This is a genomic window from Alcaligenes sp. RM2 (assembly GCF_052931795.1).
In genome coordinates, this window is sequence record NZ_JBRFIO010000002.1 from 981,970 (window position 1) to 1,005,459 (window position 23,490).

19 protein-coding genes, 2 tRNA genes and 1 pseudogene are annotated in these 23,490 nt (G+C 56.6%); 12 read left to right on the forward strand and 10 right to left on the reverse strand.

The window, feature by feature from the left end; genetic code table 11:
* Positions 1–16: 16 nt before the first annotated feature.
* From ACU6HM_RS11295 to ACU6HM_RS11310, 4 genes are all read right to left on the reverse strand, one after another.
* Positions 17–379 (reverse strand): hypothetical protein, encoded by a 363-nt coding sequence (locus tag ACU6HM_RS11295; protein WP_446763819.1) that lies wholly within the window; start codon positions 377–379, stop codon positions 17–19.
* Positions 380–937: 558 nt separating this feature from the next.
* Positions 938–1,014 (reverse strand) — tRNA-Met (locus ACU6HM_RS11300).
* Between the two features lie 536 nt (positions 1,015–1,550).
* On the reverse strand, positions 1,551–1,787 hold the full coding sequence (locus ACU6HM_RS11305; RefSeq protein ID WP_274984793.1) for a hypothetical protein: 237 nt from the start codon (positions 1,785–1,787) through the stop codon (positions 1,551–1,553).
* Positions 1,788–1,845: 58 nt separating this feature from the next.
* A tRNA-Met gene (locus ACU6HM_RS11310) sits at positions 1,846–1,922 on the reverse strand.
* Between the two features lie 132 nt (positions 1,923–2,054).
* Between ACU6HM_RS11310 and scpB the strand changes: the two genes are divergently transcribed.
* The 11 genes from scpB (at position 2,055) to ACU6HM_RS11365 (ending at position 15,305) form a co-directional block, all read left to right on the forward strand.
* Positions 2,055–3,014, forward strand: coding sequence for an SMC-Scp complex subunit ScpB (gene scpB, locus ACU6HM_RS11315; RefSeq protein WP_235484337.1), 960 nt, complete (start codon positions 2,055–2,057; stop codon positions 3,012–3,014).
* A 2-nt stretch (positions 3,015–3,016) separates the two neighbouring features.
* Positions 3,017–4,834 (forward strand): 23S rRNA pseudouridine(2605) synthase RluB, encoded by a 1,818-nt coding sequence (gene rluB / locus ACU6HM_RS11320; protein WP_446763820.1) that lies wholly within the window; start codon positions 3,017–3,019, stop codon positions 4,832–4,834.
* 323 nt (positions 4,835–5,157) lie between these two features.
* Positions 5,158–5,649, forward strand: coding sequence for a ribosome maturation factor RimP (gene rimP, locus ACU6HM_RS11325; RefSeq protein ID WP_009457607.1), 492 nt, complete (start codon positions 5,158–5,160; stop codon positions 5,647–5,649).
* A complete protein-coding gene (nusA, locus tag ACU6HM_RS11330) occupies positions 5,646–7,130 on the forward strand; it encodes a transcription termination factor NusA (RefSeq protein ID WP_009457606.1) in 1,485 nt (494 codons plus the stop codon). Before rimP ends, nusA begins: the two co-directional genes overlap by 4 nt.
* 67 nt (positions 7,131–7,197) lie before the next feature.
* Positions 7,198–10,254 carry a translation initiation factor IF-2 gene (infB, locus tag ACU6HM_RS11335; RefSeq protein ID WP_009457605.1) on the forward strand — a complete coding sequence of 1,019 codons (3,057 nt, stop codon included), beginning with the start codon at positions 7,198–7,200 and terminating at the stop codon, positions 10,252–10,254.
* A 3-nt stretch (positions 10,255–10,257) separates the two neighbouring features.
* Positions 10,258–10,671 (forward strand): 30S ribosome-binding factor RbfA, encoded by a 414-nt coding sequence (rbfA, locus tag ACU6HM_RS11340; protein WP_009457603.1) that lies wholly within the window; start codon positions 10,258–10,260, stop codon positions 10,669–10,671.
* Between the two features lie 33 nt (positions 10,672–10,704).
* The gene (gene truB, locus ACU6HM_RS11345) at positions 10,705–11,457 is read left to right on the forward strand and encodes a tRNA pseudouridine(55) synthase TruB (RefSeq protein ID WP_022983561.1); all 753 of its coding nucleotides are present in this window, start codon (positions 10,705–10,707) and stop codon (positions 11,455–11,457) included.
* 3 nt (positions 11,458–11,460) lie between these two features.
* The gene (typA, locus tag ACU6HM_RS11350; protein WP_009457601.1) at positions 11,461–13,278 is read left to right on the forward strand and encodes a translational GTPase TypA; all 1,818 of its coding nucleotides are present in this window, start codon (positions 11,461–11,463) and stop codon (positions 13,276–13,278) included.
* Positions 13,247–13,456 carry a hypothetical protein gene (locus ACU6HM_RS11355; protein WP_404831389.1) on the forward strand — a complete coding sequence of 70 codons (210 nt, stop codon included), beginning with the start codon at positions 13,247–13,249 and terminating at the stop codon, positions 13,454–13,456. The genes typA and ACU6HM_RS11355 overlap by 32 nt, the downstream gene beginning before the upstream one ends.
* Before the next feature lie 185 nt (positions 13,457–13,641).
* A complete protein-coding gene (locus tag ACU6HM_RS11360) occupies positions 13,642–14,832 on the forward strand; it encodes an NAD(P)/FAD-dependent oxidoreductase (protein ID WP_035275100.1) in 1,191 nt (396 codons plus the stop codon).
* A 14-nt stretch (positions 14,833–14,846) separates the two neighbouring features.
* The gene (locus ACU6HM_RS11365) at positions 14,847–15,305 is read left to right on the forward strand and encodes a DUF1641 domain-containing protein (protein WP_035270768.1); all 459 of its coding nucleotides are present in this window, start codon (positions 14,847–14,849) and stop codon (positions 15,303–15,305) included.
* 84 nt (positions 15,306–15,389) lie between these two features.
* Here the strand turns inward: ACU6HM_RS11365 and hisM are convergent, their stop codons facing one another.
* The 4 genes from hisM to ACU6HM_RS11385 all read right to left on the reverse strand — a co-directional run bounded on the left by hisM (position 15,390) and on the right by ACU6HM_RS11385 (position 18,362).
* Entirely contained in the window at positions 15,390–16,091 is a 702-nt protein-coding gene (gene hisM, locus ACU6HM_RS11370) for a histidine ABC transporter permease HisM (RefSeq protein ID WP_022983563.1), read from the reverse strand.
* Entirely contained in the window at positions 16,091–16,780 is a 690-nt protein-coding gene (locus ACU6HM_RS11375) for an ABC transporter permease (protein ID WP_009457595.1), read from the reverse strand. The genes hisM and ACU6HM_RS11375 overlap by 1 nt, the downstream gene beginning before the upstream one ends.
* Before the next feature lie 16 nt (positions 16,781–16,796).
* Positions 16,797–17,591, reverse strand: a complete 795-nt coding sequence (locus ACU6HM_RS11380) for an ABC transporter substrate-binding protein (RefSeq protein ID WP_009457593.1) — start codon at positions 17,589–17,591, stop codon at positions 16,797–16,799.
* A 102-nt stretch (positions 17,592–17,693) separates the two neighbouring features.
* Positions 17,694–18,362: an LOG family protein gene (locus tag ACU6HM_RS11385; protein WP_009457591.1), complete on the reverse strand. Its 669-nt coding sequence runs from the start codon at positions 18,360–18,362 to the stop codon at positions 17,694–17,696.
* On the opposite strand from ACU6HM_RS11385, the gene polA reads away from it, so the two are divergent.
* Positions 18,361–21,078: a DNA polymerase I gene (polA, locus tag ACU6HM_RS11390; RefSeq protein WP_446763821.1), complete on the forward strand. Its 2,718-nt coding sequence runs from the start codon at positions 18,361–18,363 to the stop codon at positions 21,076–21,078. The genes ACU6HM_RS11385 and polA overlap by 2 nt on opposite strands.
* A 94-nt stretch (positions 21,079–21,172) precedes the next feature.
* Here the strand turns inward: polA and ACU6HM_RS11395 are convergent, their stop codons facing one another.
* Both ACU6HM_RS11395 and ACU6HM_RS11400 read right to left on the reverse strand, forming a co-directional pair.
* Positions 21,173–22,837, reverse strand: coding sequence for a Na/Pi cotransporter family protein (locus ACU6HM_RS11395; protein ID WP_026484327.1), 1,665 nt, complete (start codon positions 22,835–22,837; stop codon positions 21,173–21,175).
* 60 nt (positions 22,838–22,897) lie between these two features.
* Positions 22,898–23,347 (reverse strand): annotated as a pseudogene (locus tag ACU6HM_RS11400) (MarR family winged helix-turn-helix transcriptional regulator).
* Between the last annotated feature and the right edge of the window lie 143 nt (positions 23,348–23,490).

Consider the following 23,490-nt stretch of genomic DNA (forward strand, 5'->3'; position numbering starts at 1 on the left):
TTTCGGGGAGGGGGGGTTACTGCTCGAAGCCACTGCGCTCGGCAGAAATGGCGCTGCAGCTGCCCTGGTCTTTTTCGCCTACCATGCGGCGATCGCGGATGATGGTGCCGCTTGCCAGGTCAATCTCCCAGGTAATTGCGCCTTCATTCAGGCTGGCCTTGTTGTCGGCAAAGGTGCCTCGCTCCATTCTTTCGCTGCCCGAAGCAGGAACGTAGACCCCAAATGTTCCTGCCTCTTGATTCAGGGCGAAATTGAAAACCTGGGGCTTGCCCGACGGGTCGGCAAACTCGCAAGTCAAATAGGTGGTGGCAGCAAAGGTGCTGGTGCTGGCCATCAGCAAGGCCAGAGCGGCCCCTGCGATTGCGGGTACTCGTTTCATGTCTTGATCCTTTAGTCGGCTGTCTCCAGCCGATTCTGCTTGTGTGTGAGTGACTGCAAAAAGTACGACTCATCCTGGGATCGCGCAGGCACGTACTTGGCTCCAACGCTGGAGAAGAGGTGGCCTGGCTTTCGTAAGGGATTTCGTCTTTCTTGAAACTCAGCTTGGCTGTGAGGCGTGAGCGTGCAGCGTAGACCACGCCCATGAGGCGTCACTGTGTTCACGCACAAACAAGCTGATTGGCGGGATTTGAAGCGCGATTAGAGGGGCTGGAGCTGACTTGTTATTCTGTGTTCTGGTCATGCTCAAGCTGGCTAATCACCCGCACGGGAAGGTTTATCGCACGGTGAGACTGCGGTCGTCAAGAACATTTCGTGCTTGAAGTAGATGGGTGCGTACTGGCGGGATGGGAGTTACTGCAGGAAGGGGGGGCTTGTCTTGGGTTCGCCTTGTTTATTGTTTTGACGAAGCCGGACTATTTAAAAATAACAGGCATAAAAAAAACCGGAATAAATCCGGTTTTTTTAAATTTATCTGCAAGAAGCCGATAAATGAATTTGGTTGCGGGGGCAGGATTTGAACCTACGACCTTCGGGTTATGAGCCCGACGAGCTACCATGCTGCTCCACCCCGCGTCAGAAAAGTAACTATAACATAGTTTTTGATTATGTACATAGTGTGGCGTGTTTATTTCATCAATATTTGGCGATTGCCGCTGGAAGGGGCATAAAGGCTGGATAAAACGATCCTCAATTTTCTTGCGTCTTGCTGGTCGCAATGGTGTAATACGAACTGTGCTTACAGGTTCAGCCGGACTGGCATTTCAAAAAGTTCAAACGCGCAAGCGGCTTCCTGTATAGCGACCAGTTCTTGATGGCTGGCATCTGGCTTTGATAGCAGTCGGCTCCCCTACTAGGCGGGATGTCCCGGCAAAACGAATTTCTCTGTTTCTGGCTTTGCTTCAGGTTTAGGCAATCGATAAGCCCTGCGGTGGTCTGTTGGTGCCTTGATGTTGGCATTTGACAATGTAGACCTGTCGCCCCGATCAGTTATTGCCCCAAACGTTGTTGTGCTGTTTTCGCGTTCCGCCAATCAGGAGCGCCAATTCAAATCCAGTCCGATAGGGCTTGCGGACATACTCATCATCAGCATGTGTGCTTACACAACATTTTTAATTGCTTTTAAAGCGGCTGTTTCTGGTTTGAGCCAGGGCGGCGGGCTTGCGTGCGCGTCCGGCCCGATGCAAAAAGGCCCGACGATGGCGACGATGGTGATTCGGATGCGTGCTGCGGCTGCTGTAGTGGCCTTTGCTTGGGCTGGGGTTGTTGCCATAGCGCTGATGGCTGGCCTGCGTGTTCTGACTGTGGGCTGCGCCGCGCGCAAGATTGCAGATCAAAACAGCGGGCAACAAAAAAGCCAGCACAAATTGGCTGGCTTGTTTGATTCTGCTAAGCAGTTCCGGGTGATGGTTGCGGGGGCAGGATTTGAACCTACGACCTTCGGGTTATGAGCCCGACGAGCTACCATGCTGCTCCACCCCGCGCCGGAAAAGATAAATACTAACATGGAATTTTTGCTTTATGCAAGTATCGCCAGAAAGTGAGGCTTCCCAGCAGTGACTGAAAGTGAAATAATCCGAGTCCTGGAGACGGCTTTGCTGTGTGCACAGCAGCCCATGAACAGCGCCGAGTTGCGCAAAATGTTTGTCTCCCCGCCGCTGAGCGCGGATGATCTGCGCCGTTATCTGGCTATCTTGCAATTGGATTGGAAAGAGCGTGGCCTGGAATTGGTTCAGGTTGCCTCGGGTTGGCGCTTTCAAAGTCGCCCAGCCATGCAAGTGTTTTTGTCCCGTCTTAGTCTGGAGCGCGCGCCCAAGTATTCGCGGGCCGTGCTGGAAACCTTGGCGATTATTGCTTGGCGGCAACCTGTTACCCGTGGGGATATTGAGGACATACGTGGTGTGAGCGTATCGACTCAAATTGTGCGTACCCTGGAGGATCGGGGCTGGATTGAAGTGCTGGGCTATCGTGATGCGCCCGGACGCCCGGCATTGCTGGGAACGACCCGTCAGTTTCTGAATGATCTGGGTCTGCGCTCTTTGGATGAGTTGCCTTCGGTTGAAACTCTGGACTCCCTGGATGCCTTGGCTTCCTTGCCAAACGGGCAAGCAGCTGCGTCGGCTGATCAGGAGCAGAACAAAGAATTGGATCAAGAACGGGATCAGCAACAGGATCAACAGCAAGATCAACAGCAGGGCGGGGATCATCAGGATCAGAGCCAGGAGCAAGCGGCAGAGCAGGGTGCAGAGCAAGAGTCTGCATCTGTGGCAGGGCAGCAAACTGGTTCCGAAGCAGGGCAAGAAATAGAACTAGAAGCAGAGCAAGACGCTGCTTTGGAAGTGAGCATGGAGCCGCTACAGGCCTCTGTTGCTCAGCTTGAGCTGGAGTCCGAACTGGATTCCGAGCCAGGCAGTCAGGACGATTTGCTTGAGGCGGTTTCAGAAGCGGAGCTGCCACAAACCGAACAAGCTGAAGTGAATACGACACCGGACCCCGTGGATGAGGCCCAGGCTGCGGCTGGCCTATCGGATATACAGGTACCGGACGAAATAAAAAACTCTGGAGTAAATGATTAAAAATGACTGATTCGCACGAGACGAACACAGCCTCCATGTCGGACGCCTCTGGCGCGGCCGACCCCAAGAATCCCCGCGCGAAGGGCCAGGGGCGCAAGCTGCGCACGCCGTTTCGCCGCCGTCGTGGCGATGCCACGCAAGAGTCGGCTCCCCGCCAGAATGAAGAGGTCCAGGCGGCCGCTCCTGGTGAGGCCAAGGCCCGCCCAGCTCGCCCACAAAACAATCGACGCAAACCTGCGGCTGCTGGTCGTCGTCCAGATACACGCGGTGGCGCCAACAAGCGACCAGGCAACACCCAGGCCGTTCGTTACTCCAACCCTGCTGACGACGCTCCGGTTGTGATTCTGGATGGTGATGATGACATCGCATTCAGCCATCTGGACAAGCAAAGTCGTTTGTCGCAGCGCCTGGGTAAATACATGGGCAGCGACTTGGTGCAGCCTAAATTGCACAAGGTGCTGGCTGAAGCCGGTATCGGCTCGCGCCGCGATATGGAAGAACTGATCGTTGCAGGTCGTGTCTCCGTGAATGGCGAACCTGCCCATATCGGTCAGCGTGTCAGTGCCGATGACAAGGTGCGTATCAATGGTCAACTGATCAATCGTGCCAACACCAAGCGTCCTCCGCGCGTGATTCTGTATCACAAGCCGGCTGGCGAAATTGTCACGCACGACGATCCCGAAGGCCGTGCCACCGTGTTTGGTCGCCTGCCTTCCCTGAAAGTGGGCAAGTGGTTGTCGGTCGGTCGACTGGATTTGAATACCGAGGGTTTGCTGATCTTCACGACATCGGGTGATATTGCCAACCGCATGATGCATCCGCGCTACGGTGCCGAGCGTGAATACGCTGTACGTGTTCTGGGTGAGCTGAGCGAAGAGCAAATGCAATCCATGCGCGATGGCGTGCAGTTGGAAGACGGTGTGGCCAAGTTCGGCATGATCGAATTTTTGGGTGGCGAAGGCAGCAACCGTTGGTATCGCGTCACTATTCATGAAGGCCGTAACCGTGAAGTGCGCCGTATGTTTGAAGCGATGGGTGTGACGGTCAGCCGTCTGATTCGCACCCGTTTTGGGGATGTGGGTCTGCCTAAAAATCTGCGCCGTGGCCGTTGGGAAGAATTGGATGCTGATGTGGTGATGGCATTCATGCTGCGCCTGGGGCTGGTGAAAGAATCGGATGACGAAGGCACCCACCAGCGTCGCGAACGTCAACCTCTGTCCCACGACAGCGCTTTGCCTCCCGGTTTCGGTACGCTGGAGCACAACGGTCTGAGTGGTGCTCGCATGGGGCGTGGTGGTCGTGTGGCAGGTCGCGGTCGCTCCTCAAATAATGTGCGTGTAAACGAATCCGTCAGCGGTGCCTTGTTCATTAGCGGTGGTCTGGCCAATGGCCATCCTGATGGTGGTCGTCGTGAACACGGTGGTCAAGGGCGTGGTGCTCCACGTAGCGGTCAGGGTGTACGTGGTGGCCAGCAACGCGGTCGCTCGGCGGAAGGGCGTTCTTCGGAAGGACGCGCGCATGAAGGTCGCGGTCGCGAGGGGCGTTCGCAGGAAGGTGCGCGTGTGCACAATGGCCGCCGTCCAGTGCGTGGCGATCAGGCGCGCGGTGAGCAGGCCCGTGGTGGTCACGCTCGCGGGGCACAGGAAGGACGTGCGCCGTCGGCTCGTCGCGGCACCTCCGATCGTGCCGGTGCCGGGCAAACGCCCAGGGCCCCTGTGAAGAAAACAACGGTGGTGCGCCGTGTCAGCCGTCGTGATGACGACTGGCAGCCAGCCAGCTCGGCAGCCCATGAATCCCACTTGGGACGCGGGCGCCGGTAAAGCCAAGTCGCACGGACTTTGAGTTTGTGGCCCGAACCCTGCGGTTTGGGCCTGTAAGGCCGTGTGAATGCACGTATTTTCCGGTTTTCTGGTAGAATATAGAACTTGGCTCAGAGACGTTTGTGTCGGCTGGGTCTTTTTTGATGCTGCGCGCCAGCGAATAGGGCGGTCTTTCAAGGCAAAGACCGCGTGGATCATCCGGTTCGGTTGCGCCTGCAACTATCCCGATTTGACGTTGGCAATGCGCAAGACCAGGGCCCGCTTGATTCTCAAGCGTGCATGGTGACCATGGGCTGGCGTACAGCCCATTTTTTTTGGATTTTATGGCAGACATTCTAGCTTTGGCACAAGAGACCCTGGCGGGTACCGAGTACGAACTGGTGGACGTGGAGCGTGCGCCGCTAGGCTTGTTACGCATCGTCATCGATCACCCGGAAGGGGTGCGTATCGAACACTGTGAATGGGTGTCTAAACAATTATCACGCGTTTTCGAAGTGGAAAACGTGGATTACAAGCGCATGGAAGTGGCCTCGCCGGGGATAGATCGCCCCTTGTTGCGTATTGGCGATTACGTGCGCTTTGCGGGCAGTCGGGTGCAGGTGCGCCTGCACGAGGCGCTCGACAATCGGAAAGTGTTTGTGGGTACGCTCCACGCTCCTGAAGGGGCGCTACCGGCTAGTGTTCCGCTGGATACCGTTTTTAGGCTGGAACTGGACGAAGCATCGGGCAAGCTGACGCAGGTCGAATTCACCTATGACCAGGTGGATCGTGCCAAATTGGATCCCGTTCTTGATTTCAAGGGTAAGAAGCGATGAGTCGCGAAATTCTATTGCTGGTCGATGCGCTGGCGCGTGAAAAATCCGTAGCGCGTGATGTCGTGTTCAGCGCGCTCGAGAGCGCCTTGGCCTCGGCCATGAAAAAGCGCTTCAAGGAAGATGTCGATATCCGTGTGGAAATCGACAGGGAAACCGGCGCCCACGAAGGCTTCCGGCGCTGGCTGGTCGTGCCCGACGAGGCCGGTCTGCAAGAGCCCGACAAGCAGGAGATGCTGTCGGACGCCCAGGAGATCGATCCCGAGCTGCAAGTGGACGATTACATCGAAGAGCCACTCGAGCCTATCGAGTTTGGCCGTATCGGTGCCCAGGCTGCCAAGCAGGCCATCCTGCAAAAAATCCGTGATGCCGAGCGCGAGCAAGTGCTCAACGACTTCCTGGAGCGTGGTGAGACCATCGTTTCCGGTACGGTCAAGCGCATGGACAAGGGCGATGCCATTATCGAAATGGGCAAGATCGAAGCACGTTTGCCTCGTTCGGAAATGATCCCCAAGGAAAATATCCGCGTGGGCGACCGTGTCCGCGCCTGGGTACAGAAGGTGGACTACGCAGCACGTGGCCAGCAGGTCATCTTGTCGCGTACAGCACCTGAATTCATTAAAGAACTGTTCGAGAACGAAGTACCCGAGATCGAACAGGGCCTGCTGGAAATCAAGGCCGCTGCCCGTGATGCGGGTGTGCGCGCCAAGATCGCTGTTATTGCTTACGACAAGCGTATCGATCCTATCGGTACTTGTGTGGGCATGCGAGGTTCGCGCGTTACTGCGGTGCGTAACGAACTGGGCGGCGAGCAGGTCGATATCGTGTTGTGGGCCGATGATCCGGCCGAATTCGTGATCGGTGCTCTGGCACCGGCACACGTCGAATCCATTCTGGTGGACGAAGACAAGCACGCCATGGATGTGGTGGTAGACGAAGAAAACCTGCCCAAGGCGATTGGTTCGCGTGGTCAGAACGTGCGTCTGGCATCGGAATTGACGGGCTGGCAGATCAACATCATGACACCGGAAGAAAGCCGCAACCGTCAGGACGAAGAGCGCGAAGAATTGCGTGCTACCTTCATGTCCCGTCTGGATGTGGACGAAGCCGTGGCCGATATTCTGATCGACGAAGGGTTTACCGGTCTGGAAGAAATCGCTTATGTGCCTCTGCAGGAATTGCAGGACATCGAAGCCTTTGACGAAGAAACCGTCAACGAGCTGCGTGCCCGCGCCCGCAACGCGCTGCTGAGCGAGGCCATCGCCAAGGAAGAATTGGTACAGACCGCGGTCAAGGAACTGGCAGGAGTCGAGGGCATGACGCCTGAGCTGATCGCCGTACTGGCCGAAAACGAGATTACAACGCTGGATGAACTGGCGGAACTGGCAACGGACGAACTGTCCGAGATGACCGGCCTGGCGCAAGATGCGGCCAGCGAACTGATCATGCGTGCCCGTGCCCACTGGTTTGACGACGAGGCCTGATATGTCTAGCTAGGTCCCGCGCGTTGTATTCATTAAGAATAGTTGTAGTAAAGCAAGAGAGAGTCGAATGTCGAGTAACACTGTCGCCCAGTTCGCTCAAGAACTGAAAATGCCTGCGAATGTTCTGCTGGAGCAGTTGCGTAGCGCAGGTATTGAGCTCAAATCAGTTGATGACGCCATCACTGATTCGGATAAGGCGAAGCTGCTTGAATCGTTGCGCCGCTCGCACGGCAGTCAGGAAGGCAACAAGATCACCCTGACTCGCCGTCAAACATCGGAGATCCGTCAGGATGACGGATCGGGTCGCTCCCGCACGATTCAGGTGGAAACACGCAAAAAACGCGTGTTTGTAAAGCGTGATCCCTCCGAGCTGGTGGCAGAAGCCAATGCGGCATTGGCACAGGAAAATGCAAAGGAGCAAGCTGCTCAGGCCCAGGCGGCCAGTCAGGAAAAGCCGGCTGTTGAACAGGCGCCTGCCGCGCCTGTCAGCAAGCCTGTAGATCCTGTGGCAGCAACTCCTGAAGCTCCTGTGAAAGAGCAAGCCCCTGTCGAGTCCAAGCCTGAGCCCAAGCCAGAGCCTGAACCCGAAGTGGTCGCTGCTCCCGAGCCGACTCCTGTTGCCGAGCCTGCGCCCGAACCTGCTGCTCCTGCACAGCCCGTTGAGGCTGCTCAGGAAGATACAAAGAAACCCGAGCCTCAGCCTCAGGAACAAGCACCTGCTGCAACGGAGCCATCCGAAGCTGCGGCAGCGCCTGTTCAGGAAAAGGCCGAATCGGCTCCCTCTCCTACGGCCCAAGAAAAGCCCGTGGAACCTACTAAATCTGTAAACGACGCCCGTCAAGCTAACTCTGTGAATAAAAATCAGCACCCTCAAGGGACTAAAACGCCCACTTCGACTGGAAAACCTCGGGATATGGCTGCTACTGGTCAGCGCCGTGCAGTGCGTGGCCCGGTGATTCCTCCTGTTGCCGCCGATGTGGAGCAAGACCAGGATCGTGATCGCGCCCGTAAGGCCGCAGAGGCCGAAGCCGCTGCGTTGCGCGATATGTTGAACCGTCCTCGTAAGGTCTTGCGTGCTCCCGAGCCAGAGGCTGATAGCAAGGCAGGTGCCAAGGGCGCTCAGAAGAAAGACGCCAAAGGCTCCAAGACCGAGAAGGCCCCGGGAAAACCCGTCAAGACTGACAGCACCCCTGGCTGGACCAGCGATGCCAGCCGCAAGAAGCAGCCTTCCAAGGCTGATGTGGCTTCCGCCGGTGCCGGTGGTGGTCGTGAAGGCTGGAAAGCCAATGCCAAGGCAGGTCGTGGCAAGGGTGGTCGTGGTGGCCGCAACGCTCAGGCCGAGCGCCGTGAACCACAAGTGGCAGAATTCATTGCCCGTGAAGTGCACGTGCCGGAAACCATTTCGGTCAGCGATCTGGCTCACCGGATGGCCGTCAAGGCTGCCGAAGTGATCAAGCACCTGATGAAGCTGGGTCAGATGGTTACCATCAACCAGGTTCTGGATCAGGAAACAGCCATGATTCTGGTCGAAGAACTGGGTCACAAGGCGATTGCTGCCAAGCTGGACGATCCTGAAGCCTTCCTGGTCGATACCGATGCTCAGAACGACGCCGAACTGAAGCCCCGTGCTCCAGTGGTAACTGTCATGGGTCACGTTGACCACGGTAAGACTTCGCTGCTGGACTACATCCGTCGCGCCAAGATCGCCTCGGGCGAGGCCGGTGGTATTACCCAGCACATCGGTGCGTACAACGTCAAGACAGAACGCGGCACGGCTACGTTCCTGGACACTCCCGGTCACGAAGCCTTTACGGCCATGCGTGCTCGCGGTACCAAAGCCACTGACGTGGTGATTCTGGTGGTGGCCTCCGATGACGGTGTGATGCCCCAGACCCGTGAAGCCATTCACCACGCTCGCGCCGCTGGCGTGCCGCTGGTGGTGGCGATCAACAAGATTGATAAACCTGAAGCCAACCCGGAACGCGTCAAGCAGGAACTGGTAGCCGAAGAAGTGGTGCCTGAAGAATACGGTGGCGATGTGCCCTTTATTCCTGTGTCGGCCAAAACCGGCCAGGGCATCGACGAATTGCTGGAAAACGTGCTGCTGCAGGCCGAAATGCTGGAGTTGAAGGCTCCGGTTGACGCACCTGCCAAGGGTACGGTTATTGAAGCCCGTCTGGACAAGGGCCGCGGTCCTGTGGCCACCATCCTGGTTCAAAGCGGTACCTTGAACCGTGGTGACAGCGTGCTGGTCGGCGCCTCCTTCGGTCGCGTTCGCGCCATGCTGAACGAAACCGGCAAGTCGCTGAATTCGGCTGGTCCGTCGATTCCTGTAGAAATCCAGGGTCTGACTGAAGTGCCCGCTGCGGGTGATGAACTGGTTGTGATGGCTGACGAACGTAAAGCTCGTGAGATCGCGCTGTTCCGTCAAGGCAAGTTCCGTGATGTGAAACTGTCGCGTCAACAGGCCGCCAAGCTGGAGTCCATGTTCGACAACCTGGGCGAAGGCATGCAAACCCTGTCGCTCATCATCAAGACCGACGTTCAGGGCTCGCAAGAAGCGCTGGTACAGTCGCTGGTCAAGCTGTCTACCGACGAAGTGCGTGTGGTGGTTGTACACGCCGCCGTGGGTGGTATTTCCGAGAGCGACGTCAACCTGGCGATTGCCTCCAACGCGGTAGTGATCGGCTTTAACGTCCGTGCCGAGCAAAGCGCCAAGAAACTGGCTGAAGCTAACGGTATTGATCTGCGTTACTACAACATCATTTACGATGCAGTTGACGAGGTCAAAGCAGCCCTGTCCGGCATGCTGGCTCCCGAGCAGCGCGAAGAAGTCATCGGTATGGTTGAAATCCGCGAAGTCTACAACGTGTCGCGTATTGGTAATATCGCCGGTTGTATGGTTACCGAAGGCGTGGTCCGTCGCGATTCGCAAGTTCGCTTGCTGCGCAACAACGTCGTGCACTGGAGTGGCTACCTGGATTCCCTGCGCCGCTTCAAGGACGACGTCAAGGAAGTGCGTTCCGGCTTCGATTGCGGTATCACGCTGCGTGGCAACAACGACATCCAAGTGGGCGACCAGCTTGAGATCTTCGAGATCAAAGAGATCGCCCGGACACTGTAATTTATGGCACGACACAAGTCCAAACCAAACCCGGGGCGCAACCTGCGCCTGGCCGACCAGATCCAGAAGGATCTGGCGGTCCTGATCCAGCGCGAGATCGACATGACCCGCGCTGGTCTGATTACCTTGACCGGCGTGGAGCTGTCTCCAGACTACGCACACGCCAAAGTGTATTACTCGGTGCTGGGCGCCGAGCCTGAAGTCGCTCAGGCGGCTTTGACCGAGAAGGCCGGTTGGTTGCACTCGCTGTTGTTCAAGCTGCTGCACATCCACACGGTTCCTACTCTGCATTTTCATCACGACCGACAGTTGGAACGCGGCATGGAGCTCTCCAAGCTCATCGACAGCGCCAACCAGGCCGATAGCGAATTGACTGGCTCTGCTTCCAAATCGGACGAGCCAGACGAGCAGCCCTGACGCGGCTGTTGTTTCTTCACGGATTGACACACGATGGCTACGCGAAAACGCGGGCAGTTGATTGATGGTGTGCTGCTACTGGACAAGTCCGACGGAATGTCCAGCAACCACGCTTTGCAGCGTGCCCGCCGCACTCTGGATGCCCGCAAAGCTGGCCATACTGGAACCCTGGACCCGTTTGCAACGGGCCTGCTGGTTTGCTGTTTTGGCCGGGCTACCAAGATTTCCGCCACGATGCTGGAAGCAGACAAAGCCTATGAAGCTACCTTGCAGTTTGGGCAGGAAACCGATTCAGGTGACTTGACCGGCAATGTGGTGTCCCAGGCTCCGGCAGATTTTGCCGGTGTCACCCTCGAGGCGCTGGAGGCAGTTCTACCTGCTTTCCGAGGACCCATTACCCAGGTGCCGCCCATGTATTCCGCGCTCAAGCGCGATGGCAAGCCCCTGTATGAATATGCCCGTCAGGGTATAGAGCTGGAACGTGAAGCACGACATCTCGTGATTCACGATTTGCAGGTGCAAGACTTTACGCCGCAATCGGCGCGTTTGTTTGTACGTTGCAGCAAGGGAACCTATATCCGGACCCTGGCGCAAGACATTGGACGTGCTCTGGGGTGTTTTGCCCATCTGACGGCCTTGCGCCGGACAGAATTAGGACCTTTTCATATCGACGACGCCTACACCCTGGACGGGTTGCAGGCGATGGAAGACCCGATGTCGGCCTTGCTGGCCATCGAGAGCTTGCCTACCGAGATTTTGCCCAAAAAACTTCAATCAGAAGGATGAGTTATGAGACGCGCATTGCGCAATGTGGCCATTATTGCCCACGTTGACCACGGGAAGACCACCCTGGTCGATCAATTGTTGAGACAGGCAGGTACGTTCCGTGACAACGAACATATCTCCGAACGTGTCATGGACTCGGGCGATATCGAGAAAGAACGCGGTATTACCATTCTGGCGAAGAACTGTGCCGTTGAATACGAAGGCACCCACATCAACATTATCGACACCCCCGGTCACGCTGACTTTGGTGGTGAGGTCGAACGCGTGCTGTCCATGGTTGACGGCGTGTTGTTGCTGGTGGATGCGGTTGAAGGCCCCATGCCTCAAACCCGCTTTGTGACTCGCAAAGCTCTGGAGCTGGGTCTGCGTCCGATTGTGGTGGTCAACAAGGTTGACCGTCCCGGCGCCCGTCCTGACTTCGCGATCAACGCCACGTTCGACTTGTTCGACAAACTGGGCGCGACCGACGAACAGCTGGATTTCCCCATCATTTACGCATCGGGTCTGTCGGGCTACGCCGGTTTGACCGAAGACGTGCGTGAAGGCGATATGCGTCCTTTGTTCGACGCTATCCTGGAGCATGTGCCCCAGCGTGAGGACGACGTCAACGCACCGTTGCAGTTGCAGATCTGTTCGCTGGACTACAGCTCCTACGTGGGCAAGATCGGTGTAGGCCGTGTGAACCGTGGCCGCGTGCGCGCTGCCCAGGACGTGGTCGTGAAATTTGGTCCTGATGGCGAAGTCATCAAAGGCCGTATCAATCAGGTTCTGAAGTTCAAGGGCCTGGAGCGTGTATCGGTAGATGAAGCTGAAGCCGGCGACATCGTGCTGATCAACGGTATTGAAGAGCTGGGCATTGGTTGCACGGTGACCGATCCTGCTCACCAGGAAGCTCTGCCTTTGCTGCGCATTGACGAGCCTACGCTGACCATGAACTTCATGGTGAACACCTCGCCTCTGGCAGGCCGTGAAGGCAAGTTCGTGACCAGCCGTCAGTTGCGTGACCGTCTGGACCGTGAATTGAAGTCCAACGTGGCTTTGCGTGTTAACGAAACCGACGACGACACCGTATTTGAAGTGTGCGGTCGCGGTGAGTTGCACTTGACCATTCTGATCGAAAACATGCGTCGTGAAGGCTATGAAATGGCCGTGTCGCGTCCACGCGTGCTGATTCGTGAAGAGAACGGCGTCAAGATGGAGCCCTACGAGCAGCTGACCGTGGACGTCGAAGACGGCCACCAAGGCGGCGTGATGGAAGAACTGGGTCGTCGTCGTGGTGACTTGCAGGATATGGTTGCTGATGGCCGTGGTCGTACACGTCTGGAGTACCGTATTCCCGCCCGTGGCCTGATCGGTTTCCAGGGCGAGTTCATGACGCTGACACGCGGTACCGGCTTGATGAGCCACACCTTCGACGAGTTCCGCCCCATGCGCGAAGGCACGGTTGGCGAGCGTCGTAACGGCGTGCTGATCAGCCAGGACGACGGTGATGCCGTGGCCTACGCCTTGTGGAAGCTGCAGGATCGTGGTCGCATGTTCGTGTCCCCGGGTGATGCTCTGTACGAAGGCATGATCATCGGTATTCACAGCCGCGACAACGACCTGGTGGTTAACCCCATCAAGGAAAAGAAACTGACCAACGTGCGTGCTTCCGGCAAGGACGAGCACATTGATCTGGTTCCACCTATTCGTCTGACTCTTGAATACGCCGTGGACTTCCTGGATGACGACGAGCTGGTTGAAGTGACTCCCAAGTCCATTCGCCTGCGCAAGCGTTACCTGAAAGAACATGAGCGCCGTCGCAGCCAACGCGAAAGTTAATTTTTCGGGTTTAGCGATACGAGAAAACGCCTGCTTGATGCAGGCGTTTTTTTTGTCTTACTATGGTTGGCGTCAGCCGGATTTAGAACGCGGTATTAAAAAGCTGGGGTGTATGCATAAGCACCCCAGCTTGATTTTTAAATTCAAGAAAGGGTGTGGGATAAATAAAATTGATTAAGTGGCTTATTGAATTTGATGAGTTGCTTTAATTTCTGCTTAATACCTGCTTGATACAAACTGGCTGGACACATTACCAAGCTCGCTTTGCAAAGTCTCAGTTGTAGCTGGGCATCTTCTTGTTTTTGAAAAGATTTTTTCATTGCAAGAGCCGGTGCGCAGTTTCCCCCATTAAGGAGAATACTGATGGTGCAGCATATTGTGATTGTAGGTGGTGGTATTGGCGGTACGATGACCGCCAATCATTTAGTGACCAAGCTATACCCGGAAATTCGTTCTGGTAAAGTCCGCATTACCATGCTGTCCAACTCTCCCTGGCATTATTACAAGCCCGCTTTTATGTACGTGGCGTTTGATGCTTTTTTTCGGGATGAGTTGCGACGTCCGCAAATTTCACTTTTGCGCCCCGAAATTGATTTTCAGCTAGAGGAAGTCAGTGGTTTTGACTTCAAGGCCAGCCGCCTGCATTGCGCCAGTGGTAAGAAGATCGACTATGACTACCTGGTGCTGTCTACGGGCTGCGTGCCCTCTCCGGAAAAAATTGAAGGTTTGAAAGAGGGCGGTGATCATTTCTATCAGCATGCGCCTGCGCGCCAATTGGCGGACCGCCTGAGCAAGCTGGAAAAGGGCCGTGTGCTGGTAACGGTCACCTTCCCCAAAACTCATAACGTCCCTCACCAATGCGGTATTGCACCGGTAGAAACAACCTTGATGCTGGACGAGTACCTGCGTCGTCGTGGTGTACGCGACAAGGTAGAGATTGCTTATACCTATCCCACGACCTCCCAGCTTTTGCGTAATTGTCTGTTCATGCAGAACGAGGTTTGTCAGGTCTTGCCGCCCATTTTTGAGGATCGTGACATCAAGCATCAACGCGGTTTCACCCTGAGCCGTGTGGACCCTGAACGCAAGATTGCCTATTCCGAAGAAGGCGCAGAAGAGCCGTTCGACCTCCTGATGGCGACTCCTCCCATTACGGCGGTGCCTGCTGTACGTGACTCGGGGATTTCTCAAGCCGCCGACAACGAAGGCTGGGTCCCCACCGATCACCAAACCATGAAGGTGCTGGGGCTGGACAATGTATACGTGCTGGGTGACACGGTGGACCTGCCTATCAGTAAAGCGGGCGGCTCCTGCCATAACCAATCGCCCGTAGTGGTCAACAACCTGGCCTCAGAGTTGCGATTTGGGCGCACCAGCGACGAATACGATGGCCGGGTAGTGGCGGTAGCCCAAATGGGTCTGGAGGGCGGTATGCCGCTCTGGTACGACTACAAGGAGGATGTGCATCCCACGCCGCCCACCAAACTGGGTGGACTGCTGCGCAAGGGTTTTAACCGGGGTATTTACTGGGCCGTGGCCCGTGGCTTGGTCTAATTCAGGAGAGAAAGATGAATTCGGTATCGGATAAATCCTTGAATCCCGGTGATGCGGGCGCTGCTCAGAAGTCCCCTTCCGCCCTGGAAAGCCTGCTTGGAGAGGATCCGGGCATCAAGGGCCTGGATGAACTGATCGGCAAGATCGAACCTTTGCTGGCCGGTGGTCGCCTTAATCGGGTGGTGGATGCGGTGTCCCTGCTGGCCGATCTGGTGGATATGACGGACGACTATATGCTCGAAAAGCTTATGAAGGGCTTTGAGGAGGGCATAGGGGCCGCCTGGTCGGTTGGAAATGCGGCACGTATGGCTTCGGATCAGGTGCGGGCCACGGAGACTACACCGACCCTGATGGGCCTGATACGACTGGCCAAGGAGCCGGAAGTGCGTCGCGGCCTGACTTTCTTTTTGATGATGGCCGGTGTGATGGGGCGCCAGATGCGTTATCAGAACCTGGATCACACGGGGGACTGACACGGCCGCTGTATCGCTAAAGAAAAAAGGGCGGCTTGTGAAAGCGGCCCTTTTTTCTTGTTCGGCACCTCAGCACCTCAGCGGTCAGTGATTCAAAAATGCCATTTGGCGCTTTTCCACGATACGGAAAATGCCCACCAGAATGAAGGACACGCACAGGTAAATCAGTGCAGCAATCCCGTAGGAGGTGAAGGTTTGGTAGGTGGCCGCATTGGCATCGCGCGCGATCTTGAGCAGGTCAGGAACGGTAGCGGTAAAAGCCAGCGAGGTGGCATGCAGCATCAGCACCACTTCATTGCTGTAAGCAGGCAGCACACGACGCAGGGCTTGCGGCAGAATCACGCGGCGGTACAAGGTCCAGCCGGACATGCCATACGCACGGGCCGACTCCACTTCACCGGGAGGCATGGAGCGGATGGCTCCGGCAAAAATCTCGGTGGTGTAGCCAACAGTGTTCAAGGTCAGTGCCAGAATCATGCAATTGAAGCCGCTCATGAAGAAGGCTTCCAGTGCAGGTACGGATTTGACGATGGCCAGCTTGTACATGGCGGTGTAGATCAGCAGGATCTGCACGTACAAGGGGGTGCCACGGAAAAAGTAGGTGAAGGCACCGATAGGGCGCGATAGCCAGGCCTTGCCCGAGACACGGCCAATGGCCATGAAAATCGACAGGAAAAAGCCGATGGCAACCGAGATCACCAGCAGCCAAAGTGTCATGGCCAGACCCGAGAGCTGACCATTGCTTTGGTACAGATAGGCGCGCCAGAATTCGTTCAGAACATCCATTAGAACTGTGCTCCTTTCACGCCAATGTTGTAGCGTCGTTCCAGGTAGCCCAGTCCAATATTGCTGACGGCGGTCAGGCCCAGATAGATCAGGGCAGTGATGCCCACAAAGAGGAAGGAGTTGAAGGTCGCGTTACCGGCATTTTGCGCAATCTTGACCACATCGCTCAGGCCGATCAGGGACACCAGCGCGGTGGATTTGAGCAGGATTTGCCAGTTATTGCCCAGTCCGGGCAGGGCGTAGCGCATCATTTGAGGAATCTGGATGCGATGCAGAACTTGCCAGGCGCTCCAGCCACAGGCTTTGCCCGCTTCCATTTGGCCCTTGGGGATAGCCATCAGGGCGCCACGGAAGGTTTCGGCAAAGTAAGCACCATAAATAAAGCCCAGCGTGACCACCCCGGCTCCGAAGGGATCGATCTCGATCATGTCCCATTCCAGCCAGTCAGTCAGTTCGTTCAGCCAGATTTGCAAGCTGAAAAAGAACAACATCAAAAGCACCAGATCCGGGACGCCCCGGATCAAGGTGGTATACAAACCGCCCACCCATCGCAGCAGCGAGGTGCGGGACAGTTTCATCAGGGCAGCGACCAGACCCAGCACCAGGGAAACCAGCAGCGAGAGCACGGCCAGTTTGATGGTTTCCCAGGTGCCGACCAGCAACTGCGGCCCATAACCGTAAAGCAACATGGTTCAGGTATCCAGGTCAGGGCGCGATGCGAATGTTTTCTTTTTGGAAGTATTTGTCGGCAAAGGTCTGCATGGTGCCATCGGCCTTCATTTCACGCAGAACTTCATCAACGGTTTTCTTGAGTTTCTTGTTGCCCTTGCGAATACCCATGGCGATAGGCTCGTTCAGGATGGGGCTGTCGTCCACGGTGCTGCCAGTCAGCTCAAAGTCGGCACCGGCAGGCTTGGTCAAAAAGCCTTCAACGGCGTTCTGGGCTTCCTGGAAGGTGGCGTCCACGCGGCCACCGGCCAGGTCATTGAAGGCGTCGGTGTAGCTGGGGTAAGCCACGATGGTGACACCGTTGTTGGCCCAGTTCTGGCGCGCATAGGTTTCCATGGTGGTGCCTTGCTGCACACCGACACGCTTGCCTTTCAGGGATTCGGCGGTGGGCTCCAGACCGCTGCCTTTGCGGGCGGCCAGGCGAACCGGCACGATATACATGGGCTCGCTAAAGTCGATCACCTTGGCGCGTGCCTCGGTGGCGGTCATGGTGGAGTTGGCCAGATCGAATTTGCGGGCTTGCAGGCCGGGGATCAAGCTGTCAAAGGACTGATCGATCCACACGCACTTGGCTTGCAGGCGCTTACAGATTTCGTTGCCGATGTCGATGTCAAAGCCTTGCAGCTCGCCACTGGGGTCCAGAAACTCGAAGGGGGGATAACCCGCTTCAGTGGCAAAACGGATTTCGGACGGCCCGGCTGCATGGGCAGCAGCGGGCACCAAGGCACTGCAAAAAGCCACCATCAGGAGGCGGGCAAGCATTTTGTTCATGTGGAGGACTCCGGCAAATATCGACTAGCTTGTGGCATTCAATACAAATTCGGCCCTGCTGATGGAGGGCCGAAGAAAGACTGCAAATTTAACCCGTACGCCTTACTGGGGCAATGCGGGTTCCGCCCTAGGCAGTACGCAGCACTGGTTGATGTAGCCCATGACTTCGTCCAGATCGTCGGTCAGGACCAGCAAATTCAGGTCTTTCGGACCAATCAGGCCCATCTCCATCAATTGGTCACCAATCCATTCGATCAGGCCGGACCAAAAGGAAGTGCCGATCAGTACAATGGGTGCGGGTGGGACTTTGCCTGTTTGAACCAGGGTCATGACTTCAAACAGCTCGTCCAGGGTACCGAAACCGCCAGGCAGGGCAATGTAGGCCCAGCTGTGCATGAAAAAGGTGGCCTTGCGCGAGTAGAAGTACTCGAACTGCAGACTTTGTGTCTGGTAAGGGTTGTTGGTGGTTTCGTGAGGCAAGCGTATATTCAGGCCAATACTTTGCCCGCCTGCTTCGTACGCGCCTTTATTGGCGGCTTCCATCAGGCCAGGGCCACCACCAGCAATCAGGGTGACGCCCGCTTCGGCCAGACGACGGCCCAGTTCCTGGGCCAGTTCGTAGTAGGGATGACCGGGTTTGATGCGTGCGCTGCCGAAAACACTAACGCCAGCACCCATTTCTTTTAATGTATCGACCGCAGTTTGCAGCTCCTTCATGATGGTAGGAATCTGCTCAGAGGCCGGTAAACGGACGATTTTATTGTTAGACATGAAAAAAACCTTGTTGCTCGTTGATGGTTCCAGCTATCTGTACCGAGCGTACCATGCGATGCCCGATCTGCGAAACGCGCAAGGCCAGCCCACAGGCGCCTTGTACGGGGTCATCAATATGCTGCGCCGTCTGCTACAGGATTATCAAGCGGACTATATGGTATGCGTATTTGATGCCAAAGGCCGCACATTCCGGGACGATCTGTACGATCAATACAAGGCTAACCGGCCCTCCATGCCCGAAGATATGGCGGTGCAAATAGAGCCTATTCATAAAGCGGTACGCGCCATGGGCTGGCATCTGATTTGTCAGCCTGGCGTAGAGGCCGACGATATCATCGGTACGCTTTCCCGTCTGGCGGCAGAAAATGGCATCGAGACCGTGGTGTCTACCGGGGACAAGGACCTGGCCCAGCTGGTCAATGAGCATGTGCAGCTGGTCAACACCATGAGTAACGAGAAGCTGGATGTAGAAGGCGTTACCAACAAGTATGGGGTACGCCCAGATCAGATTATCGATTATTTGATGCTGATTGGCGACACCTCGGACAATATTCCCGGCGTTCCCAAGGTGGGGCCCAAGACGGCTGCCAAGTGGTTGGGCGAATATGGCAGTCTGGATGAACTGTTGCAGCATGCCGACAAAATCAAGGGGGTGGCCGGCCAGAATCTGCGCGACTTCAGCTCCAACTTTGAAATGACGCGCAAACTGGTCACCGTCAAACTTGATTGCGAAGTGCCTGGGTTTACGGGGGATTTCGAGGCGCTGGAGCCAGAGCCCCGCGACAACGCCGTGTTGCAGGATATCTACGAGACCTTCGGTTTCCGCACCTGGTTGCGTGAATTGACAGATGATCCCAAGCGCGTTCCTGCCCAGGATGCCCGTGTCGAGGCTGAAACACCTGCTGCGCCTGCCGAGCTGGATTACCAGACCGTCACGACGAAAGAACAACTACAGACCCTGCTAAGCCTGCTGGAAAAGGCCGAGCTGGTGGCCTTGGATACCGAAACCACCTCCCTGGACCCCTTGATGGCGCGTCTGGTGGGCTTGTCGGTGTCGGTCAAGGCGGGGCAGGCTTTTTATGTGCCGGTGGCTCATCGTGGCTCGCTGGATGTAGAACAGCTGGATAAAGACTATGTGCTGGAAACGCTGCGCCCCTGGTTGGAAAGCACAGAGGCGGCCAAGGTCCTGCATAACGCCAAATACGATACCCATGTCCTGCTGAATGAAAAAGTCAGCCTGCGCGGTATTCGCGAGGACACCATGTTGCAGGCTTATGTTCTGCAATCGCACAAGCGTGTCAGCATGGAAGAGCTGGCCTTGCAATGGCTGGGTCTGAAAGGCGCCTCTTACGAGGATATTTGCGGCAAGGGTGCCAAGCAGATCAGCTTTGACGAGGTGGATATTCCTGTGGCCTCGCAATACGCTTGTGAAGACGCGGATTACACCTTGCGTCTGCATCAGTGCCTGCGCCCTCAAGTAGCCAGGGAAGAGGGGCTGGAGCGTATCTATTTGCTGGAAGTGCAGGCGTCAGACGTGCTGACCATTGTGGAGCGCAATGGCGTCAAGATTGATGTGCCTACTCTGGCGCGCCAAAGCCACGAGCTGGGCCAGAAAATGCTGGAACTGGAAAACAAGGCTTACGAACTGGCCGACCAACCTTTCAATATGAACTCCCCCAAGCAAGTGGGCGAGATTCTGTTCGGCAAGCTGGGTATTCCGGTGGTTCGTAAAACCGCCAGCGGTGCCCCCTCTACCGATGAGGATGTGCTGACCCGTTTGGCTCAGGATTACCCCTTGCCGCAGGTACTACTGGAATATCGTGGCCTGGCCAAGCTCAAGTCCACCTATACGGACAAATTGCCCAAAATGGTGAACCCGGACAGTGGCCGTGTGCATACCCGTTATGCACAGGCTGCCGTCATTACCGGACGTCTGGCTTCCTCCGATCCCAACTTGCAGAACATTCCTGTGCGTACCGCAGAAGGCCGCCGTGTTCGCGCCGCTTTCGTGTCTGAACTGGGCAAAGTGGTGTCGGCTGACTATTCCCAGATCGAATTGCGCGTCATGGCCCATGTATCGGGCGACGAGAATCTGCAGCAGGTGTTTGAGCAGGGTGGGGACGTGCACACGGCAACCGCTGCCGAGATCTTCGGTGTGGATGCCAAGGACGTCAGCTCGGACCAGCGTCGTGCGGCCAAGGCGATCAACTTTGGTCTGATCTACGGCATGGGCGAATTTGGTCTGGCCAGCAATCTGGGCATTACTCGTGATGCAGCCCGTGCCTATATTGATCGCTACTTCGCCCGCTATCCTGGCGTGGCCAGCTACATGACGCGCATCAAGGCGCAGGCGCATGAGCAGGGTTATGTGGAAACCGTGTTTGGTCGCCGTCTGTGGCTACCTGAACTGAAGGGCGCGAAAGGGCCACGCATGGCCGGTGCAGAGCGTGCCGCCATTAACGCGCCAATGCAGGGCACGTCGGCCGACCTGATCAAGATGGCCATGGTGGCTGTGCAGCGCTGGCTGGAAGAAAAAGGGCTGCGCACGCAGATGGTGATGCAGGTACATGACGAGCTGGTATTCGATGTACCCGAAGACGAGCTGGATGTTCTGCGTGAAAACCTGCCGGGCCTGATGTGCAATGTCGCCAAGCTGGATGTGCCGCTGGTGGCTGAAGTCGGCGTGGGTGATAACTGGGAACAGGCTCACTAAGGCTTCCTGGCAAGCTAAAGGAAAAGGCGACCTGATGGTCGCCTTTTTTTTAAGCAGCAGAGCGGCTTGTTTTCACCGCCTGGCTGCAGCCTGTTTATTCCTCGTTGGAGCGTACTCGGTTGGGCAGCAACTCGTCGTGCTTGGCCAGAATTGGATAGGCGGCGGCGCTGACCAGATAGGAGTTGATGGTACGCACGTCGCGCAAAATCTCCAGGTACAAGGAGCCCTGCTCGGCGGAGTCCAACTGTCCGGCCTTGATCTTGCGAATATGACGGTCTCCCGCCGCCACTTCCAGTTCGCGGAAGAAGTCTTTTTCAAAGGCCAGGAAGCGGGCGGTTTTTACATCTTCGGCCACAAACAGGGCTGCTGCCTGACGCTGGTTGCGAATCAGCCTGTCCATGACTTTGCCGATTTCGGCCTGTTCTTCCGATTGCAGTATCCAGCCTTGTTTACGCAGCTTGGCCGTGTGGCTGAGCAAGCCATTGACGCTGATCGTGGCGGCGTGCGAGATATTGGTGGAGAAGGTCAGAATATCGTTCAGACGACGGGTATCCTTCTTGCTGAGGTTTTCCTGGTCCATACTGGCCAGATAGGTGGTGATCAGCGGCTCCAGACGGTTGACGGCATTACTGATATAGCGCGCATGGTTAATGCTTTGGGCGCTATTGTTCAGCATGTTCTGACGGGCCGTATCCAGGATTTCCTGCAGCATATCGGACAGACGCAACGCCTCACGCGCTGCATTGCCCAAGGCCACGGCAGGCACTTCCTGGGCGGACTGGTCCAGATACAAGGGCAGGCCGGGATCATCCGGGTCGGTGCGGCGGGGCAGATAACGGCTCAGCAGACGCGAATAGGGTTTGAGTAAAGGCAGGAACAAGGCTGCCACGGCCAGGTTGAAGAAGGTATGGAAGTTGGCCACAGCACGAGCTGGATCATTGGTGAACCAGCTCATCAAATCCGGAATCCAGGGCAGCAAAATCATGCCGACCAGACAACCAAACACACGTGTGCCCAAGTTGCCGATGGGCAGACGTTTGTTGGCTGGGTCCTTGGAGCCGCCAGCCCCTTCCAGAATCGGGTTGATAGCGGTACCCACATTGGCACCCAACACCAATGCGTAGGTCAGTTGCGGGTCCATATGCTGGTGACTGGCCAGCGAGATGATCAGCACCACAATGGCCACACTGGAGTGTGCGGCCCAGGTCAGCAGAGCGGCCAGCAGCATGCCCGTCATGGGACTGCCTGCCAGCGCTTCCAGAATGGTTTGCAGCAGGGGGGCGTCCTGAATGGGGGAGAACAAGCCCACCAGTTCATGCAGGGACAGCAGCAAGAGGCCCAGACCAATAAAGACGCGACCCAGGTCACGACGGCGTCCAGGCTCCTGCGAGCGGAACAGCCAGACGCCCAGAAGAATCAGGGCCGGGGCCAGCGCGGTCATTTTGAAGGACAGCAGTTGCACGATCAGCGTCGTGCCCACATTGGCGCCCAACATGGCGGCCAGGGCTGGAACCAGGGCAACCATGCCAGTGGCGGCAAAGCTGGTAATCATCAGTCCGGTGGCGGTACTGCTTTGAATGGCGGCGGTAATGGCCGCACCCGCAAAAAAGGCGCGGCGGGGGCGGCCCAGGGCATGGCCCATCCAGACGCCCAGCTCAGCACCAAAGGCGCGTTGCACACCGCTTTGCACCATGTGGATACCCCACAGGAGCAAGGCGATATAACCCCCGAAATCGAGAAGTGCGAAGATTTCTTTCATTGCTAAATAATAGCCCAGCGCATCTTACAAGCGTGAGCCTCAGGTATCAGTTAGACACATCTAGGTGTTGGAGGGTTGCCGCGCTTGTCGGGCAGCCTGATCCAGCCCGTGTGCAAACTGCGTTTGTTCCTGATCGGAGAAGGCCGACAGAAACAGTTCCTGCACAGCGCTTTGGTAGATCTACCACATCTGTTTGCGCAATGCCCGGCCTTCATCCGTGATGCTGGCAAAGGCGGCCCGACCATCTTCCGAGGAACGACTGCGCTGGACCAGCCCCTGGGCTTCCAGCCGGTCGATCAGTCGCGTCAGGTTATAGCGTTCTATGACCAGTCGATCGGCCAGCTCATGCATGCGACGGGTCCCCTCCGGTCCGCTTTCCAGTCCCCACAGCACGTCGTACCAGGCATAGGGTGGCAACTTTTCGGCAGCCAGTCTGCGTTCGATTTCTTTCAGGATGCTGCGGTGCGCGCGCACAAAGGAAAACCACAGATCAGTGTCGGAGCGACTCATCGTTCTTTCCCCCAGGAATTTGTTTTTTAGTTGCAATTGCAATCGTATGGGTGAGGGTCTGTCCTGCCCTGCGTCTTGTTCAGGCCGTGAGGACGTCGCGTGGCGGATCTGGCCTATCCACCTGGAGATTGTTATGAATCACG

What these genes read in the sequence shown, in the direction of transcription:
- ACU6HM_RS11375 (WP_009457595.1), bottom strand. Translation starts at nt 16,780, where the DNA reads ATGTTGCTTTACGGTTATGGGCCGCAGTTGCTGGTCGGCACCTGGGAA.
- infB (WP_009457605.1), top strand. Translation starts at nt 7,198, where the DNA reads ATGTCGAGTAACACTGTCGCCCAGTTCGCTCAAGAACTGAAAATGCCT.
- ACU6HM_RS11380 (WP_009457593.1), bottom strand. Translation starts at nt 17,591, where the DNA reads ATGAACAAAATGCTTGCCCGCCTCCTGATGGTGGCTTTTTGCAGTGCC.
- polA (WP_446763821.1), top strand. Translation starts at nt 18,361, where the DNA reads ATGAAAAAAACCTTGTTGCTCGTTGATGGTTCCAGCTATCTGTACCGA.
- nusA (WP_009457606.1), top strand. Translation starts at nt 5,646, where the DNA reads ATGAGTCGCGAAATTCTATTGCTGGTCGATGCGCTGGCGCGTGAAAAA.
- ACU6HM_RS11395 (WP_026484327.1), bottom strand. Translation starts at nt 22,837, where the DNA reads ATGAAAGAAATCTTCGCACTTCTCGATTTCGGGGGTTATATCGCCTTG.
- ACU6HM_RS11295 (WP_446763819.1), bottom strand. Translation starts at nt 379, where the DNA reads ATGAAACGAGTACCCGCAATCGCAGGGGCCGCTCTGGCCTTGCTGATG.
- truB (WP_022983561.1), top strand. Translation starts at nt 10,705, where the DNA reads ATGGCTACGCGAAAACGCGGGCAGTTGATTGATGGTGTGCTGCTACTG.
- typA (WP_009457601.1), top strand. Translation starts at nt 11,461, where the DNA reads ATGAGACGCGCATTGCGCAATGTGGCCATTATTGCCCACGTTGACCAC.
- ACU6HM_RS11360 (WP_035275100.1), top strand. Translation starts at nt 13,642, where the DNA reads ATGGTGCAGCATATTGTGATTGTAGGTGGTGGTATTGGCGGTACGATG.
- scpB (WP_235484337.1), top strand. Translation starts at nt 2,055, where the DNA reads ATGAACAGCGCCGAGTTGCGCAAAATGTTTGTCTCCCCGCCGCTGAGC.
- ACU6HM_RS11385 (WP_009457591.1), bottom strand. Translation starts at nt 18,362, where the DNA reads ATGTCTAACAATAAAATCGTCCGTTTACCGGCCTCTGAGCAGATTCCT.
- rimP (WP_009457607.1), top strand. Translation starts at nt 5,158, where the DNA reads ATGGCAGACATTCTAGCTTTGGCACAAGAGACCCTGGCGGGTACCGAG.
- ACU6HM_RS11355 (WP_404831389.1), top strand. Translation starts at nt 13,247, where the DNA reads ATGAGCGCCGTCGCAGCCAACGCGAAAGTTAATTTTTCGGGTTTAGCG.
- rbfA (WP_009457603.1), top strand. Translation starts at nt 10,258, where the DNA reads ATGGCACGACACAAGTCCAAACCAAACCCGGGGCGCAACCTGCGCCTG.
- ACU6HM_RS11365 (WP_035270768.1), top strand. Translation starts at nt 14,847, where the DNA reads ATGAATTCGGTATCGGATAAATCCTTGAATCCCGGTGATGCGGGCGCT.
- rluB (WP_446763820.1), top strand. Translation starts at nt 3,017, where the DNA reads ATGACTGATTCGCACGAGACGAACACAGCCTCCATGTCGGACGCCTCT.
- hisM (WP_022983563.1), bottom strand. Translation starts at nt 16,091, where the DNA reads ATGGATGTTCTGAACGAATTCTGGCGCGCCTATCTGTACCAAAGCAAT.